We start from the raw sequence: 17898 nt of genomic DNA on the forward strand, positions 1-17898 counted from the left end.
AATATGGAAGGAAAGATAGTTAGAGTTGCAGGTCCTTTAGTTGTAGCGAAAGGGCTTGCAAATGTTAAGATGTATGAGATGGTAAGGGTAGGAAACTTAGAGCTTTTTGGTGAAATTATTGGTTTGGATAATGATTTAGTATATATTCAAGTATATGAAGAAACTCAAGGGATAGGACCAGGAGAGCCCGTATATGCATTAGGTGAGCCTCTTTCTGTTGAACTGGGACCTGGAATTATTGGTCAGATTTATGATGGAATCCAAAGGCCATTAAATAGATTGGCCGAAATTAGTGGAGATTTTTTAAGTAGAGGACTTTCTTTCCCAGCCTTAGATAGAAACAAAAAGTGGAATTTTGAGGCAAGAGTCAAGGTAGGGGATTATGTGGAAGGTGGAGATATATTAGGAGTTGTGCAAGAAACATCAGCATTACAACATAGAATTTTAGTTCCTCCTAAGCTAAAAGGGAAAATTTTAGAAATTAAAAATGGTAGTTTTACGGTAGATGATACTATAGGAATATTAGAGGAAGAGAATGGGGATAAAGTAGAATTAAAGTTAATGCATAAATGGCCAGTAAGATACCAGAGACCTGTTAAAGAAAAGCTTCCTCCTCAAATACCTTTGATAACAGGACAGAGGGTATTGGATACTTTCTTTCCATTGGTAAAAGGTGGTACCGCTTGTGTTCCTGGACCTTTTGGAAGTGGAAAGACAATTATTCAGCACCAATTAGCTAAATGGGCAGATGCAGAAGTTGTAGTTTATATTGGTTGTGGTGAAAGAGGGAATGAGATGACCGAAGTGTTGATAGAATTTCCTGAGTTAAAAGATCCTCGAACAGGAAAACCATTAATGGAAAGAACAATTCTCATAGCAAATACATCTAATATGCCAGTAGCAGCAAGAGAGGCTTCTGTATTTACAGGTATTACAATAGCAGAATACTTTAGAGATATGGGATATCATGTAGCATTAATGGCTGATTCCACATCACGTTGGGCAGAAGCAATGAGAGAGATTTCTGGAAGACTTGGAGAAATGCCAGGAGAAGAAGGTTATCCTGCTTATTTAGCCTCTCGAGTAGCAGGATTTTATGAAAGAGCAGGCTTAGTAAGATGTTTAGGAAAAGATGAAAAGATAGGTTCAGTAAGTATTATAGGAGCCGTGTCTCCTCCTGGGGGAGACTTATCTGATCCTGTTGTACAGGCCACATTGAGAGTTGCTAAAGTATTCTGGGGACTAGATGCAAGACTTGCCTTTAGTAGACATTTTCCTGCAGTAGATTGGCTTGTAAGTTATTCTTTATATTTGGAGCCTGTTAGTAAGTATTGGAGAGAAAAAATAGCTGAAGATTATTATGAATTAAGGCAAAAAGCTATGGCAATTCTACAAAGAGAAGCGGAACTTCAAGATATTGTAAGATTAGTAGGAATGGAAGCTTTATCACCTCAAGATAGATTAACTTTAGAAACGGCAAGATCTATAAGAGAAGATTTCTTACATCAAAATGCACTTCATGAGGTTGACACCTATACTTCATTGTATAAGCAATATCTTATGCTTAAAAACATAATGAATTTTCATAATGTAGCTTTAAAGTTAATAGAAGAAGGTTATCCTTTAGAGGATATTTTAAGAATGCCAGAAAGGGAAAAGATAGCCCGAATGAAATTTATACCAGAGGATAGGAGGAAGGAGTTAGAAGATCTACTTTTTGAGGTTGCTCAGAAGTTGCGTGGTATAAAGGAGGGGACAAAGGAATATGCTTAAAGAATATACCTCTGTATCAAAAATAAGTGGACCTTTAGTTTTGGTGGAGAATATAGAAAATGTCAAATATGGAGAGGTTGTTGAAGTAAAGCTTTCTAATGGAGAAATAAGACAGGGGCAAGTTCTCGAAGCTCAAGAAGGTGCTGCTTTAGTGCAGATGTTTGCAAGCACACAAGATTTATCTTTAAAAGGTATGAGAATTAAGTTTTTGGGGCACGTTCTTGAAATAAATCTTTCTCCTTCTCTCCTTGGAAGAACTTTTGATGGTCTGGGGCGTCCAAGAGACGGTGGTCCTGAGATCATTCCTCATAAGAGGATGGATATAAATGGTAGTCCAATTAATCCTTATTCTCGAGCCTATCCATCGGAATTTATTCAAACTGGTATCTCTGCGATAGATGGAATGAATACTATTGTACGTGGACAGAAAATTCCTATATTTTCAGGATCTGGACTACCCCATGCTACATTAGCGGCACAAATAGCGAGACAAGCAAGACTCTTGAATGAGGAAGAAAAATTCGCAGTAGTTTTTGGAGCTATGGGTATTACTTTTGAAGAAGCTAATTTCTTTATAGAAAACTTTAAAGAAACGGGAGCTCTTGAAAGAAGTGTTCTTTTTATAAATCTTGCCAATGATCCAGTTATAGAAAGAATTGCAACCCCAAGATTTGCGTTAACCTGTGCTGAATATTTAGCTTTTGACTTAGACATGCATGTTTTAGTCATATTAAGTGATATGACCAATTATGCAGAAGCATTAAGAGAGGTATCAGCTGCAAGAAAAGAAGTCCCAGGAAGAAGAGGTTATCCAGGTTACCTTTATACAGATCTTGCCACATTATATGAAAGGGCAGGAAGAATTAAAGGTAAGAAAGGATCTATCACTCTACTACCTATTCTTACCATGCCAGAAGATGATAGAACTCACCCTATACCAGATCTCACAGGTTATATTACGGAGGGTCAGATATTCCTAAGTAGAGAACTTTACAGAAGAGGAATTTATCCACCTATAGATGTTCTTCAATCTTTATCAAGGCTTATGAGAGGTGGAATAGGAGAAGGAAGAACAAGAAAAGATCATGGTGATCTTTCTAACCAGCTTTATGCCGCCTACTCACGTGGATTAGAGGCTAAAGAGTTAGCGGTAGTTTTAGGAGAAGCAGCCCTTACAGAAGAGGATTTGCAGTTTTTAGAATTTGCAGAGGAATTTGAGGATAAATTTATAAGACAAGGTGAATATGAAAATAGAAGTATATTTGAGACCTTAGATTTAGGTTGGAAGCTACTTAGAAAATTGCCAAGATCCAGTCTCAAGAGAGTGAGACCTGAATATCTTGATGAATTCTGGGGGAAGGAAGATGCCTCTTAGAGTTAATCCTAACCGAATGGAACTTTTAAGACTTAAAAAAAGACTTGCTATTGCGAGGAGAGGGCATAAATTGTTGGAAGATAAATTAGAAGGTTTGATCCAAAGATTTATGGAAGAGATACAAAGCTATAGAACTTTAAGAGAACTTACAGAGGAGAAATTTTTAGAATTCTTGGCTCTCGGAGGTATTGTATATATAAAAACTTCTGGGCCTATATGGGATTTACTTGTATTTATGAATGATGGAAAAAGTCTTTTGTACCAAAAATATGAAAAGAAGATGAATATTCCTGTTAAGGAACTATCAATTTCTAACCTTTATTTTCCATCTTATAGCTTGATAGAAACTCCTGCTGATTTAGACGAGCTTTCACGTTTATGGTCTGAATTGTTAGATGAATTAGTGGCTTTAGCTAATAAAGAAAGATATATTCTTTCTCTTCTTCAAGAGATAGAGAGGACCAAGAGAAGAGTTAATGCCTTAGAATATAAATTGATTCCTCAAATTGAGGAAACCATAAAACTTATTACAGTTAAGTTAGAAGAACTAGAAAGAGGAAATTTCTTTAGGTTGTTAAGATTAAAGGAATCATAAATGGAAAATAAATTGGCTTGGAGAGAAATTGATTTATCTGCTCTTTTAAATAATTTAAAGATTATAAAAGAAAAAGTAGGAGAAAAAGTTGAAATAATAGCTGTAGTTAAAGCTGATGCTTATGGGCATGGAGCAAAAGTAGTATCAAGATTCTTGCAAAAAGAGGGAATTAAAAAATTTGCTGTTGCTCACATAGAAGAAGGAATTGAGTTAAGAAACATAGGTATAACTGGGGAGATATTAATTTTATCTCCCCAGCTTTATTATTCTATTCCTTATTTTTTTGAATTTAATCTTATTCCATTAGTTTCGGATTTGTTTTTCTTAGAGGAACTTGGTAAATACGCTAAGAAATTAGGAAAGAGATTAAAATTTCATCTTGCTATAGATACAGGCATGGGCAGAGAAGGTATACTTCCTACTGATATAGATAAAATAAAGGATATATTAAGTAAATATCCTGAACTATATTTAGAGGCTTTGTCTACACATCTTTCTACTCCAGAAAACAAAAAGGATCCTTATAATATATTTCAAAAGGACCTTTGCCAGAAAATATATAATGATCTAAAAAATTATCATGATGACATATATTTTCATGTATCCAATACAGGGGGAATTTTTAATTTTCCAGAACTACATTATCAAGCTGTAAGACCTGGTATCTCTTTGTATGGATATGGAGATAAGAAATTAAAGCCAGTTATGGAAGTCAAAGCGAGGGTTACTTTAATAAAAGAGGTACCTGCAGGATGGGGAATAGGTTATGGACATACATATATTACACAAAAAAATATGGTTTTGGCACTTATTCCTATAGGATATGCTGATGGATATAGAAGAGAACTATCAAATAAGGCTAAAGTTATAATAAAAGGTGATTTTTTTAAAGTTGTAGGAAGGATATCAATGGATCAATTTACAGTAAATGTTACGGATAAGGATATAAAAGCGGGTGATTTGGTAACAATTATGGGAAAGGAAGGAGATAAAATAATAGATGCTCAAGAACTTTCTATTCTTTCGAATACTATTCCTTATGAAATATTAACAGGGTTTGGTTCTGCAAAGAGGCTATGCAGTGTTTATAAATTTAATGGAGAAATTTTAAAGGATCCTATTGAGGAGCTTGGTTTATAATTTCATTTATAAGTTTTATTTCATCATGTTTATCTTTTATCTCATTATTAAAATGTTTCAAAAATAATAATTTTAGAGTTTCTCCTATTTTTCTTCCTCTAATACCAAGGCTAAGTAGTTCTTCTCCAGTTATATATGGTACTTTTTTCTCTTTTAGAAGTTTTATTCTAAGAATTTCTTTTTTTCTTTTTGCATTGACAGAAATAAGAAGTAATATGTGTATTGGAAGTTCATAGAGGAAAAGAATGTCTTTTTCATTAAGTATCTCTTTTTCCATGTATCTTTTCAGTATAGAGAAATAATATATGGTTTTTTTAGAAAAATGTAATTCTTCTAACCATATTGTGCCATCTTTTTCGTCGGCATTTGAAATTATATCTAAGACTTGAATTTTATAATTTTCAGGATACTCTTTTCTTAAAATATCAAGTGTTTTCTCTATATTCTTTGGAAGATTTTTAATTGGAAATATTTGGTTTATAGCATTTAATTCTTCCAATCTTCTCAATACTTTTACTGGTTCTTTTTCGTTTAAGATTAGAATTATTTCTTCTCTTAATCTTTCTTTTCCAATCTTTTTAAGAAATCCATGCTCTATGGCTTCTTTCAATAATGAAAATGTTTTTTCTTCAAAGGAAAAGGAAAGTCTTACTTCTAATCTTATTCCTCTAAGAATTCTTGTTGGATCTTCTATAAAACTTAAATTATGGAGAACTCTTAATTCTTTTCTTGTAAGATCTTCTAATCCCCCATAAAGATCTATGATTTCTCCAAAATTTTCTTCATTTAAACTCATTGCTAAAGCATTTATCGTGAAATCTCTTCTTTTTAAGTCTAACCAAAAAGAACTTCTCTCTACCTTTGGGAGGCTTCCAGGTTCCTCATAATATTCAGTTCTTGCAGTAGCGATATCTATTCTCTTTCCATCTATGACAATTTCGGATGTTCCAAATTCATCATGAACTTTCACTTTTCCAGTCCATTTATCCATTATTTTTGATATAACGATATTTATATCTCCTTCTACTACTAGATCAAGATCGTAATTAGGTATTCCCAATAAAAGATCCCTTACAAAACCTCCAATGGCATAAATAGAAATGTTATACTGTGATGTCAAATTTCTCAATTCTTCTAAAATCTCTTTCCAAGGCGAATTTTTTATTTTCTCTTCTTGGATCTGAAATATACTTCCTAAAGGTGCATAAGTTTGTGATTTCAAAAATCTAAACTTTAATATATCTTGTCTTGTAATAATTCCTACTATCTTGCCATTTTCTACTACAGGAACTCTTCCGATATTTTTTTCTACTAAAATTCTTTCTATTTCAGAGATAGATGTTTCAGGTGTGACAGTTATTACTGGTTTTGACATAAAAGATTTGACCTTTCTTTTTGTTAGTTTTAAATTTATTGCTTTTTCTACATCTCTTCTACTTATAATTCCTATAAGCTTGCCATTTTCCTCAACACATAATCCACCATAACCATATTTCATCATTATTCTGAAGGCCTCACGAATGCTTGTATCTGATGTTATTGTGACTACTGGATAGGACATTATATCTTTTGCAGTAAAATCTTTAGGTAAAGAAATTAGTAATCTTTCTTTTAAAAAATTTTCAAGGTCGTCAAGCTCTATGCTATTGCTATTCAGTACTACAGTAGTAGCACTTTTATGTCCTCCCGGATTAAATTCTTTCAAGATATCTCTAAGATCGATGTTGGGAAGTCTTGTTCTTCCTAATACATAAATTTTTTCCTTTACTTGAAGTAATATGAAAAGAATATCTCCTTCTTTTTCATCCAAAACTTTATGAGCCAATATAGAGAGACCTTCTATATATTTTTCCTTTTTTAACTTGCTTATAACAACCTTATAACCTCTTATAATTTCCTCTTTTGAGTTCTGTAAAAGTTCATCAAGAAATTCTTTTTGCTCGTCGGTTAATTTTTCGTGTAAATAATAGTTTATGATGTTTAAATCAGCACCTCTTTCTAAAAGAATGCTGGCTATTTTTAAATCTTTTGGAGTAGTATTTGCAAAGGTAAAATTCCCTGTATCCTGGTAAATTCCAATTAGAAATATGGTAGCTTCTATGGGATCTATAGGAATTTTATTTTCTATTAGTTTTTCTACTAATATGGTGGTGGTGGACCCAGTTCTTTCTATGATTTCAGTATTTCCTTTTATGTCTCCACTTTCATGATGGTCGTAAATTTCTATAATATAATTTCCTTCTTTGAATATTTCTTGAATATTTTTATCTATTCTGTTTACGTAATGGTTATCTACTAATATGATCTTTTCTATATTGTCTTTGTTTGAAATAATATACTCGTAGTTTTCTTGAAACCTAAGGATATCCTTGTATAATAAATAGAATTCATAAACTTTTCTCTCCATGCTTTTGCTTGTATAAGCTATGGCTTTTGGGTATAGTTTTTTTGCAGCATAGAGAGAGGATAAGGCATCAAAATCTAAGTAGTTATGAGAAAGAATCAATTGAATTTTTTCCTTCATAATCTATATAGGTTTATAAGGAAAATTTTCTTTATTATATGGTTCTATTTCTGACTCTTTTTCCTTTTCTCCATGTTTTATTTTTATTATTACCTTTTCTTTATTTCTATGATCGCTATAATATCCTGCAATTTTTCCTGCTATTTCTAAAATTATTTCATTTTCTATTTTCTGGGGTATTAGTACTATGGGAGACGGTTCTTCTGCTTTTATAATTATATCTTCATGATTTGCTAATTCTAACAATTTTTCGTTTTCTTCTTTGTTTCTCCCTACAATGATTTTTACCTCATCAATTCTAAAGTGTCTACCCAATTTTAAAAGTTCTAAATCTCTTTTTGAGATGAGTTTTTGATGTTCTATAAGATCTTTAAGTCTCCTTGAGAAATTAGGTTCTGTGAGGAGACAACCACCAGCAGGAGTTGGAATTTCTTTTAATCCTATTCTTTTTGCAAGATCAAGTTGTATTTTTCTTGATCTGCCCTTTATATCTAATAATTTGCTTCGATCTATTAAGCCTTCTCTTTCAGGTTTTGTTGGGGGAAGTATTTTTGCTGATAATGGTCTAAGTAATATGTCCTCTGCCTCAGAGTATTTTTCTACAATTTTTAAGGATTGTTTATTTTGGGACATGGGTCTTTCTCCCAAAACTTCACCTGTCACAATGAAATCAGCATTATATTTTTTAAGTAGTTCTTTTGCTTTTTTTATCATAAAAGCATGACAGTCAATACAAGGATTCATGTTTTTTCCATAACCATATCTTGGGTTTAATAATATAGGTATAAATTCATCAGTCACATCAATAATTTCCAAAGGGATATTGAGAAATTCAGCAGCTTTTTTGGCTTTTTCTGTATCAAAAAAGGGGGTAGAAAAAGATATTCCGATTATTTCTACCCCCTGTTGAAGGATAAGCCATGTTGCTAGTATACTATCTAATCCACCTGATAGAAGGGATATGGCTCTTTTTCTCATAAATTTTCTACAATTTCTTTATCTAATCTTTTTATTACTTCTAATATAAGTCTTTTTGCATTTAGGAAATCTTGAATATTTATTATGCTTGTATGGGAATGAATATATCTTGCTGGGACACCAATTACTATGGAAGGTACACCTTTAGCATGAATATGAATTCTTCCTCCATCAGTACCACCTTTTTCTAAGGCTGAAAATTGGATTGAAATATTTAATTTTTCCGCAGTTTCAATAAAAATTCTTCTTAGATTGATATTAGGGATCATGGTAGCATCATAAAGTATAATGGAAGGTCCTTTTCCTAAAAATACCTTTTTTTCCTCTTCTGTGCCTGGCATATCGGTAGCTATATCCGATTCTAAGACTATGGCAACATCAGGATTTATTACATAAGAAGAAGTTACTGCTCCTCTAAGACCAACTTCTTCTTGTACTGTGGCTACACCGAATACAGTGTTGGGATGATTTATACTTTTTAGTTCTTTAATAATTTCGATCATTAATGCACAACCAACTCTATCATCCCATGCCTTTGCAATAAGCAAATCAGGATTATTCATAATAGTAAAATCACTTTTTGGAGTTATAGGATCTCCTGGTCTTATTCCCATATTTAAAGCTTCTTCTTCGCTCTTAGCCCCTACATCTATATACATATCTTTCTTTTCTACAACTTTTTTTCTTTCTTCTTCTGTAAGAATATGAGGTGGTTTTGATCCGATTACTCCGATAACAGGTCCTTTTTGAGTATGTATAACTACTCTTTGAGAAAGTAACACTTGATCCCACCAACCACCAAGAGGTAAGAATTTTATATATCCATTTGTGGTAATACTCTTTACCATAAAACCAATTTCATCCATATGGGCAGCAAGCATAACCTTGGGATAAGGGTTTTGTCCCTCTTTCTTAAAGATAAGACTTCCTAAGCGATCTTCTTCTAAACTTGCATAATCTCTAAGATATTTTTTAACTACCTCTCTTATTTCCTTTTCATATCCTGAAACACCACTGGCTTCTGTGATCTCTTTTAACATTTGTAATAAGTCATTCACTTTTCTTTAAACCTCCTTTTTCTAAGATTTCAACATCGTATCCTATTCCTCTTATTTTATCAAAAATTCTTCTAATTTGGTCGGGGTTTTTTGTCTCTAAGGTAAATTCTACAGTACTCTCTATTTTAGGAAATAAAGGTAAGGATGGATCTTGATGAATTGTTATTATATTTGCTTTTTCTTCTGATATTACATTTATCACTCTTGAAAGATGTCCTGGTAAATCAGGCAATTTTACTATCATATGTACCAGTCTTCCAGTTTCGATAAGTCCGTATTCGATTATTTTTGAGAGGAGGGTTACATCAATGTTTCCTCCACTTAATATGAGTACTATTTTCTTTTCAGGAATAAAATTCCCATATTCTAATAAAACAGCAAGAGTGGTTGCTCCAGCTCCTTCAACCAGTGTTTTTGCTCTTTCCAGAAAGAGTAATATAGCTTGAGCAATTTTTTCTTCATCAACGACAAAGACATCATCTAAATATTTTTCCAATATAGAATAAGTAATTTCACCAGTTTTTTTGACTGCTATCCCTTCTGCTATGGTTTGAGAAGGTTTATTTTCTATTTTTGTATTTTTAAATTTCTCATAAAAATAAGGAAAAGCTATAGATTGTACTCCATAAACTTTTATTTTTGGATTTTTTTCTTTTATAGCTATGCAAATGCCTGCAGAAAGGCCACCTCCTCCAACAGGTACTATTACTGCGTCTATATCTTCAAGATCTTCTAAAATTTCTAAACCAATAGTTCCTTGTCCTGCTATTATTTTTTCATCATCAAAGGCTGGAATAAATTCCATTTTTTCAGCTTCTGCAATACTTTTGGCATAGGAATAAGACTCGTCATATATTTTCCCATGAAGAATAACATAAGCCCCATAACTTTTCGTGGTTATAATCTTAATTAGTGGTGTATTTTCAGGCATTACGATAATAGTTTTAATGTTAAAAAGTTTTCCAGCATATGCCACTCCCTGGGCATGATTTCCAGCGGAAGCGGTAACTATACCGTTTATTTTTTTGTCTTTTAATTGGGATATGTAGTTCATAGCTCCTCTTATTTTAAAGGAACCTGTTTTTTGAAGATTTTCAAACTTTAAATAGATATCTTTACCTGTAAGATCACTGAAACTTTGGGAGTAGGTTAGGGGGGTTTTGTGGATATAGGGTAAAATCCTCATCCTTGAGGTCTCAACATCTTTTAATCCTATCATTTAAAACACTCCTTTTATCTTAAGATTTTGATTCCTTGTTCTGCTGAATCTACCAATTTTATTTTATACCCTTTTTCTATATATTTGTTTAGTCTTTTCAAGATTTTTTTAGCCTCTTCTTTATCTTTTAACATTACAAAAATGGTTGAACCTGATCCTGTCATGGAAACATATTCAGTGACTTTCTCTATTTCTTTCTTAATCATAGCAAGTTCTGGATACATATTAAAGGTTATTTTTTCTAAAAAATTATATGGTTTAATGTAGATTCCATTGGTATATTCTGAAACCTTTTGTTCAAAATCTATATGATTTCCTAATAGATCTTTAGAGATTTTTGAGTATACCTCTTTAGTGCTTATTCCAAAAGGTGGAAAGATTAAAAGGAATTTTAATCTTTGATGTTTAATTTTTTTAATTATTTCACCTCTTCCCTCAGCAACAGAGGATCCCCCATAAAAGAAGAAAGGTATATCTGATCCCAAAAATTTTCCTATATTGGCCATTTCTTCTAAGGAAAGATTTGCTTTGGTAAGTATATTTAATCCGTATATTATACCTGCTGCATTAGAACTTCCACCTCCAAGCCCTGCTTCTTTTGGTATTCTTTTATGAAGAAAGATTTTGCATCCGATTTTTATTCCTGTCTCTTTTATAAAGGCTTTATAACCCTTATATATTAAATTTTCTTTTGGGGGTATATGGAGATTAGTTTCTAAAATAAAATAGGGATATGGAATTAAATTGATACTCATAAAATCACTCAGATTTATGTTATGTAGGAGTATTTTAACATTATGATATCCGTCAGTCCTTTTATCAATTACATCAAGAATAAGGGTAAGCTTGGCAAAAGTTAACAGTTTAATTTTCATAGTTTTTCACCTTATTAGCAAGTTCGATAAACATTTCTGGTGGTATCTCTTCTGCTCTTGCTTTTAAATCTATGTTTAAATCTTTAAATAAAGCTTTCCATTCAATCTGAGGTAAATACCTTTGTAGATTGTTAATAAGATATTTTCTTCTTTGGGTAAAGCCTATCCTTAATATGTTATAAAAAAGATCCTTATCTAAAATATTATAAGGTGTAGGAGAATATATGAGTTTTATGACTACTGATTCAATTTCTGGTGGTGGAAAAAATGAATCAGGGGAGACTTTTGTTATTAATTCATATTTGTAGTTTAAACTTAAAAGGATAGATAAAGGACTATATTTTTTAGAGCCTGCTTTCGAAGTTATTCTTTCAAACATTTCTTTTTGAAGCATGAGTACCATTATCTGGGCATAAGGTCCTTTTTTCAAGTATTCTCCTAAAAAAGATCCTGAGATATAATAGGGGAGATTTCCGGTTAGTTTATAGGGTTGCGTTATAATCTTTTTAAGATCTACTTTTAACACATCCTCAAAGATAAGTTTGATGTTATAATCTTTTAAAAGTTCCTCTAATATGGGTTTAAATCTTTTATCTACTTCAATTCCAATAACTTCTTTTGCTCTTTTTGCAAGTTCTAAAGTAAGAGTACCTACTCCGCATCCTATCTCTAAAATAGTGTCTTCCTTTGTTATACCTAATTGATCTACTATTTTTTTTAAAACATAAGGGTTTATTAAAAAATTTTGACCAAGGCTTTTTTTTAAAAATATGTTATGTTTCTTTAATAGTGATAATAATGTGCTTTTATCGGTTAATTCCATTAAGATATTCTTTTTAAAAGATAAATAGTGATTTTTCTTCTTCCAAAATTAATAACCTCTCTAACTGTGGGATAACAAAGGTCCACTTTCCATCCTTTTATTAAGCCCCCTGTATCACCTGCAATGGCAAATCCATAATTAGGAATATAAAAAGTACTTCGTAAGGGAATATATCTTGGGTCTACTGCTATTATTCCTTTCATGGCCTTCCATCCAAGAGCAGTTATATTATTTCCATCTCCTCCTGTCCAAGGCTCATAAGCTGTAGCAGTTACAGTAATTGGTTTTATTACCTCATATTCTGCTGATTTTAGATTTAAATATTTGAGTACTGGAGAGATTACATTTATTACTTTAGGGGTCATTTTTTGGATTTCTTTTGAGGATAGTTTTTTTTCTTCTGCAAGTTTTCCATTAATATATTTTCTTTTATATGTTTCTTGGATTTTTCCAATCTTTCCTGGTTGAAGAATTTCTTCTTTATAAATATTTCCAGCTTTAACTTTTAAGATAATCTTGGGTTCTATGATTCTAATTTTTTGGACTGTTTCTTCTTTTACCCTTGTGATGCGAATTTCCTTTATTCTGGCTGTAAGAGGAGTACGAGCGGGTGGACTAACAATATCATATTTCGATACTTTAATATTTTTTTCTTCTAAAACTTCCCAAACAAAACCAGCATTTGTTCTTACTTTTATAGGTCTTTTATTTCCATCAACAATAATGATTTCTTTTATAGGTCTTAAATGCAAATTTTTATTCCAAAGATTAGTTTCAATAATTTTTGCTGTTGTTATTACTACGAGGCTTCCTAAAAATACAGTTATGGTGATTATTTTTCTTTTCACTCTCTTTTAATCCTCCTAAAAAAGTGTTTTCCAACCCTCAAGATAAAGGGTTTATCAATTTCTATATCTGTATTTATATCTTCAATTCTTGTGCCATTAATTTCTACAGCGCCTTGAGATATTAATCTTTTTGCCTCACTATTACTTTTTGCTGCACCTACTAAGGTCAATAATTTTACTATCCAGATTTTAGGTTCATTAATTATTACTTCTTGTACTTCCTCAGGGAGTTCTTTGTTACGGAATATTCTATTAAATTCTTCTTCTGCTCTTATACTTGCTTCTTCTCCATGATAAATCTTCACAATTTCTCTTGCTAATCTTGCTTTTGCATCTCTTGGATTTAATATTCCTTCTTTCATTTTTCTTTCTATTTCTCTGATCTCCTCCTTAGATAGTTCTGTGGCAAGTTCAAAATATCTTATTATTAATTCATCGGGTATTGACATTACCTTACCATACATCTGATTTGGAGGTTCTGTAAGACCTATATAATTTCCAAGACTTTTGCTCATTTTCTGTCTGCCGTCTAAACCCTCTAATATAGGCATAAGCATAGCTACTTGAGGCTCTAAACCATACTCTCTTTGTATTTCTCTTCCTACTATTAGATTAAATTTTTGATCAGTTCCTCCCAATTCTATATCTGCTTTTATAGCTACAGAATCATAGGCTTGAAGGAGAGGATACATGATCTCATGTAAAAATATAGGTCTTTGTTCTTTGAATCTTTGAGCAAAATCATCCCTTTCTAACATTCTGGCAAGGGTATATTTAGATGTAAGGACTAAAACATCTTCTAACTTCATTCCCCCAAACCATTCTTCTTGGTATCTTATCTCAGCTTTTGATATATCCAGAATTTTTCCAACCTGCTCTTGATAAGTTAAAGCATTTTTCTTTACTTGTTCAGGTGTTAAAGGTTTTCTTGCTTCTGATCTTCCTGATGGGTCACCTATTCTTGCGGTAAAATCACCAATGATGAATACGACCTGATGTCCCAGATCTTGAAATTGTTTCAATTTTCTAAGCACTACAGCATGTCCTAAATGGAGATCTGGAGCAGATGGGTCTGCTCCAAGTTTAACTCTTAAAGGTCTGCCCTCTTCTCTTGCTTTTTTTAGCTTTTCTTCTAATCCATTTTCGGGTATTATTTCAACTACGTTAGAGGTTAATATCTCTAATTCTTCCTCTATTCTTACTCTTTTCATTTTGCTACCCCTTTACTCAAAATATTTTTTTAATTGTGGGCTTTTAAGTATATATAAGACAATTGGAAGTCCTATTACATAAGTAGCAATAGCTTCACCAATTCCTATATAAAGAACATTTAGAAAATATGGAAGGTTAAAGAATAAATGTAAATAAAGGCTAACCCCAAAAGCATTTACTAAAATTGGTGGTAAAGGAGCAAGATATATATTGGGCATCTTTCTTGTTAAATATGCAGCTACTAAAGTGCACAAACTACCAAAGATCATATCTATCCAACCAACGGGACTAAATATATTAGCAATAAAACATCCCAAAAAAAGCCCTGGAATTGCAAGATAATCTAAAAAAGGAAATAAAGTTAAGAATTCAGAAATTCTAACTTGAATAGGTCCATAGCTAATAGGAGAAAACACTATTGTTAGAACACTGTATATGACTGCATAAAAAGCAATTCTTGTGATCTTTTTTGTGTTCATAGAAACACCTCTTTCCTTATAGGTCTAAATCGTTAGATACAGATTTCATTGCTTCTAAGCCTAAGGATATAAATTCTTCTAAGGATAATCCTATTTCTTCACATGATTTTATTTGTTCTCTATTTGCTCCTCTGGCAAAACTTTTCTCTTTAAATCTATTTAGAATAAAGTTTGTATCTAATGGTGCAAGTTTTTTTTCAGGATGTATAAGGGCTGCAGCCACAATTAGACCTGTTAAAGGATCCACAGCATATAGTGATTTAGCTAAAAGGGTTTCTCTTGGTAAGCCATGTATTTCATTGTGAGCTTTGATAGCATCAATTATATCTGAAGGAAGAGATACATCTTTTAAAATTTCTTCTGCTAAGAGACTATGTTTTTCAGGTTCTTTTTCTGTTAATTCATAATCAATATCATGTAAAAGTCCTGTGATTCCCCATTTCTCTTCATCTTCTCCAAATTTTCTTGCTAAAGTTCTCATTATAGCTTCTGTTGCTATCATATGCTTTATTAGATTTTTATTTTTCACATATATTGTTAGTTTATTAAAAGCTTCTTCTCTTGATATCATCTATGAACCTCCCTTAAAAGATGTTAATATGGAAGGACCCAAACTTCAGTATTTGTTGGTAATTTATCTTTTGTAATTTCTATCTCTTTTTCATCAAATTTTTTAATTGGATATTTTACCTTATTTAAGAATTCGTCAACTCTAGCAAGATCAAATTTAAGATGTGGGGTCTTGTAATGCATTGGTATTGCAATTTTAGGCTTTATTATTTCTAAGGTCTTTATAGCCTTATCAGCATCAATAGTATAGATCCCACCTACTGGTATAAAGAGTATATCCACATCTCCAATTCTTTCTTTATGCTCATCCGTTAAAGGATGTCCTAAATCACCTAAATGAAGTATCTTTATTCCATCTGTTTCTATTAGATAAATAGTATTGATACCTCTTTTTTGCCCCTTTTCCTCATCATGATATGTATTAAAGCCTTTTATCTTAACATTATGGATAGTAGTTTCTCCTTCTCCTTCTACAACAATAGGATTCCCTTTTAATAGATGTACTGCATTGTGGTCAAAGTGAGAATGACTTACTGTTACAATATCTACTTCTTCTTTAGGAATCTCATATCCTACAGAGGTATCAAAAGGATCGGTAAGGATTTTCTTACCTTCTGAATTTGTGAATACAAAACATGAATGTCCATACCATATTATCTTCATAAGTTTCACCCCCCTACATTTTTTCTGGAGCTGAAACTCCTAATATATTTAAAGCATCTTTTATTATTATTCTGATACAATCAATTAGGGCTAATCTTGCTAAGGCAAGATCTTTATCTTCCACCAATACTTTATAGGAATCATAATAACCATGGAAGAGAGAGCTTAAATTAAGTAGATAAAATGGTAACTGATGAATTTCCAATGTTCTTGTTATATCTTCTAATTTTTCTGGATATCTCAAAAGAGTAAGTATAAGCTCTTTCTCTTTTTCTTCCTTTAACAATGAGAGATCTGCATTATCAAGGTCTGATAGGTTATGACCTTGAGATTCGGCATTTTTCAAAATACTACAACATCTTGCATGAGCATATTGAACATAATATACTGGATTTTCTAAGGATTGTTTCTTAGCAAGTTCCAAATCAAAATCCAATTGACTTTCAGGACTTCTTAAAAGAAAGAAAAATCTTATAGGATCTCTTCCAACTTCCTCTTGTACTTCGTCAAGAGTTATAAAATCACCTGTTCTTTTTGACATTTTTATTTCTTCGTTGCCTTTCATAAGTTTAACTACTTGTACTAAAATTATCTCTAAGATATCTTTGGAATAGCCTAAGGCTTGTATAGCTCCTTTTAGCCTTGTTACGTGGCCGTGATGATCTGCTCCCCAAACATCTATTATCCAATCAAAGCCTCGTTCAATCTTATTTAAGTGATAGGCTATGTCTGCAAGAAAGTAAGTAGGTTTTCCATCACTTTTTACTAAAACTCTATCTTTCTCATCTCCAAATTTTGTAGATGCGAACCATATAGCCCCATCTTTATAATAAGAAAAACCTCTTTTTTCAAGAATATCAAGTATCTCTTTAATTTTTCCGTTTTCGTGAAGAGTCTTTTCACTAAACCATACATCATATTCGACCCCAAAATTTAACAGGGTATTCTTTATATTCTCTAACATTCTTTTTAGTGCATAATTTTTAAAGAATTCTTTCTTTTCATTAACAGATAGTTTTTCAATTTCTTCCTTTTTATTGAGAAGTTCTTTTGCTAAGTCAATAAGGTATATTCCATGATATCCTTCTTCTGGTAACTCATAATCCTTGCCTTGAAGTTGCATATACCGGGCATATAAAGATTCTCCTAAAAGATCAATTTGTGTGCCTGCATCGTTTATATAAAATTCTTTTTCTATATTCCAGCCTATTCTTCTAAATAGATTAGCTAATGAATCACCTATAGTAACTCCTCTTGCATGAGCAATATGCATAGGTCCTGTAGGATTTATACTACCAAATTCCAACTGTATTTTTTTCTTTTTAGGGGGTATTTTTACTAACTTATCTATGTTTTTTCTTATATCTTTAATGGTTTCCCATAGAGCCTTCTCATTTAGGAAAAAGTTTATAAAGCCAGGTCCTGCAACTTCAACTTTTTCAATAAAAGGAGAACCATCTAAAAATGTAACTAATTTTTCTGCTATTAATCTTGGGGGTTTTTTATTTTTTTGGGCTATTTGAAGGGCTACAGCTGTTGCATAATCCCCATATTCTTTCTGTTTTGGGACCTCTATAATAATTTCAATTCCATCAGTACTTATATTCTCAGTCTCTTCATATTTTTTTATGGCTTTTTCTACTAAATTTTGTATATGTTTTCTCATGCTTTTTTACTCCCTATAATTTATTTTGTAAAACTATTTTAATAATATAACCTATAACTTCTCAGGATGCAACTTTTAGTAAAAATTGAACTTTTATCTA

Annotated in this window: 16 protein-coding genes; 4 read left to right on the plus strand and 12 right to left on the minus strand. The window is 31.9% G+C overall.

Going from position 1 to position 17898, the window contains the following annotated elements; translation table 11 throughout:
• The first annotated feature begins 3 nt into the window (after positions 1–3).
• The 4 genes from ACY3IT_RS04235 to alr are packed head-to-tail and all read left to right on the plus strand — an operon-like array spanning position 4 to position 4883.
• Positions 4–1773, plus strand: coding sequence for a V-type ATP synthase subunit A (locus ACY3IT_RS04235; RefSeq protein WP_463083539.1), 1770 nt, complete (start codon positions 4–6; stop codon positions 1771–1773).
• On the plus strand, positions 1766–3148 hold the full coding sequence (locus ACY3IT_RS04240; protein WP_463083540.1) for a V-type ATP synthase subunit B: 1383 nt from the start codon (positions 1766–1768) through the stop codon (positions 3146–3148). Before ACY3IT_RS04235 ends, ACY3IT_RS04240 begins: the two co-directional genes overlap by 8 nt.
• A complete protein-coding gene (locus ACY3IT_RS04245) occupies positions 3138–3743 on the plus strand; it encodes a V-type ATP synthase subunit D (RefSeq protein WP_463083541.1) in 606 nt (201 codons plus the stop codon). Before ACY3IT_RS04240 ends, ACY3IT_RS04245 begins: the two co-directional genes overlap by 11 nt.
• Positions 3744–4883 (plus strand): alanine racemase, encoded by a 1140-nt coding sequence (gene alr, locus ACY3IT_RS04250; protein ID WP_463083542.1) that lies wholly within the window; start codon positions 3744–3746, stop codon positions 4881–4883.
• On the opposite strand, the gene ACY3IT_RS04255 is transcribed toward alr, so the two are convergent.
• From ACY3IT_RS04255 to argS, 12 genes are read right to left on the minus strand one after another with little or no spacing between them, the layout of a single operon-like run.
• Positions 4861–7407 (minus strand): CBS domain-containing protein, encoded by a 2547-nt coding sequence (locus tag ACY3IT_RS04255; protein ID WP_463083543.1) that lies wholly within the window; start codon positions 7405–7407, stop codon positions 4861–4863. The two genes, alr and ACY3IT_RS04255, sit on opposite strands and share 23 nt — an antisense overlap.
• 3 nt (positions 7408–7410) lie before the next feature.
• Positions 7411–8385, minus strand: a complete 975-nt coding sequence (locus ACY3IT_RS04260; RefSeq protein ID WP_463083544.1) for a tRNA 4-thiouridine(8) synthase ThiI — start codon at positions 8383–8385, stop codon at positions 7411–7413.
• Positions 8382–9425 carry a M42 family metallopeptidase gene (locus ACY3IT_RS04265; RefSeq protein ID WP_463083623.1) on the minus strand — a complete coding sequence of 348 codons (1044 nt, stop codon included), beginning with the start codon at positions 9423–9425 and terminating at the stop codon, positions 8382–8384. The genes ACY3IT_RS04260 and ACY3IT_RS04265 overlap by 4 nt, the downstream gene beginning before the upstream one ends.
• Before the next feature lie 10 nt (positions 9426–9435).
• Positions 9436–10662: a threonine ammonia-lyase gene (gene ilvA, locus ACY3IT_RS04270; protein ID WP_463083545.1), complete on the minus strand. Its 1227-nt coding sequence runs from the start codon at positions 10660–10662 to the stop codon at positions 9436–9438.
• A 14-nt stretch (positions 10663–10676) separates the two neighbouring features.
• A complete protein-coding gene (ispE, locus tag ACY3IT_RS04275) occupies positions 10677–11537 on the minus strand; it encodes a 4-(cytidine 5'-diphospho)-2-C-methyl-D-erythritol kinase (RefSeq protein ID WP_463083546.1) in 861 nt (286 codons plus the stop codon).
• A complete protein-coding gene (rsmA, locus tag ACY3IT_RS04280) occupies positions 11527–12360 on the minus strand; it encodes a 16S rRNA (adenine(1518)-N(6)/adenine(1519)-N(6))-dimethyltransferase RsmA (protein ID WP_463083547.1) in 834 nt (277 codons plus the stop codon). The genes ispE and rsmA overlap by 11 nt, the downstream gene beginning before the upstream one ends.
• Entirely contained in the window at positions 12360–13208 is an 849-nt protein-coding gene (locus tag ACY3IT_RS04285) for a 3D domain-containing protein (RefSeq protein WP_463083548.1), read from the minus strand. The genes rsmA and ACY3IT_RS04285 overlap by 1 nt, the downstream gene beginning before the upstream one ends.
• Positions 13205–14419 carry a tyrosine--tRNA ligase gene (gene tyrS, locus ACY3IT_RS04290; protein ID WP_463083549.1) on the minus strand — a complete coding sequence of 405 codons (1215 nt, stop codon included), beginning with the start codon at positions 14417–14419 and terminating at the stop codon, positions 13205–13207. Before tyrS ends, ACY3IT_RS04285 begins: the two co-directional genes overlap by 4 nt.
• Positions 14420–14431: 12 nt before the next feature.
• A complete protein-coding gene (locus ACY3IT_RS04295; RefSeq protein ID WP_463083550.1) occupies positions 14432–14899 on the minus strand; it encodes a QueT transporter family protein in 468 nt (155 codons plus the stop codon).
• A 16-nt stretch (positions 14900–14915) separates the two neighbouring features.
• Positions 14916–15467 (minus strand): HD domain-containing protein, encoded by a 552-nt coding sequence (locus tag ACY3IT_RS04300; protein ID WP_463083624.1) that lies wholly within the window; start codon positions 15465–15467, stop codon positions 14916–14918.
• A gap of 26 nt (positions 15468–15493) precedes the next feature.
• A complete protein-coding gene (locus tag ACY3IT_RS04305) occupies positions 15494–16132 on the minus strand; it encodes an MBL fold metallo-hydrolase (RefSeq protein ID WP_463083551.1) in 639 nt (212 codons plus the stop codon).
• A 13-nt stretch (positions 16133–16145) separates the two neighbouring features.
• The gene (gene argS / locus ACY3IT_RS04310) at positions 16146–17798 is read right to left on the minus strand and encodes an arginine--tRNA ligase (RefSeq protein ID WP_463083552.1); all 1653 of its coding nucleotides are present in this window, start codon (positions 17796–17798) and stop codon (positions 16146–16148) included.
• Between the last annotated feature and the right edge of the window lie 100 nt (positions 17799–17898).

It is taken from the genome of Dictyoglomus sp. GBS (assembly GCF_055179815.1).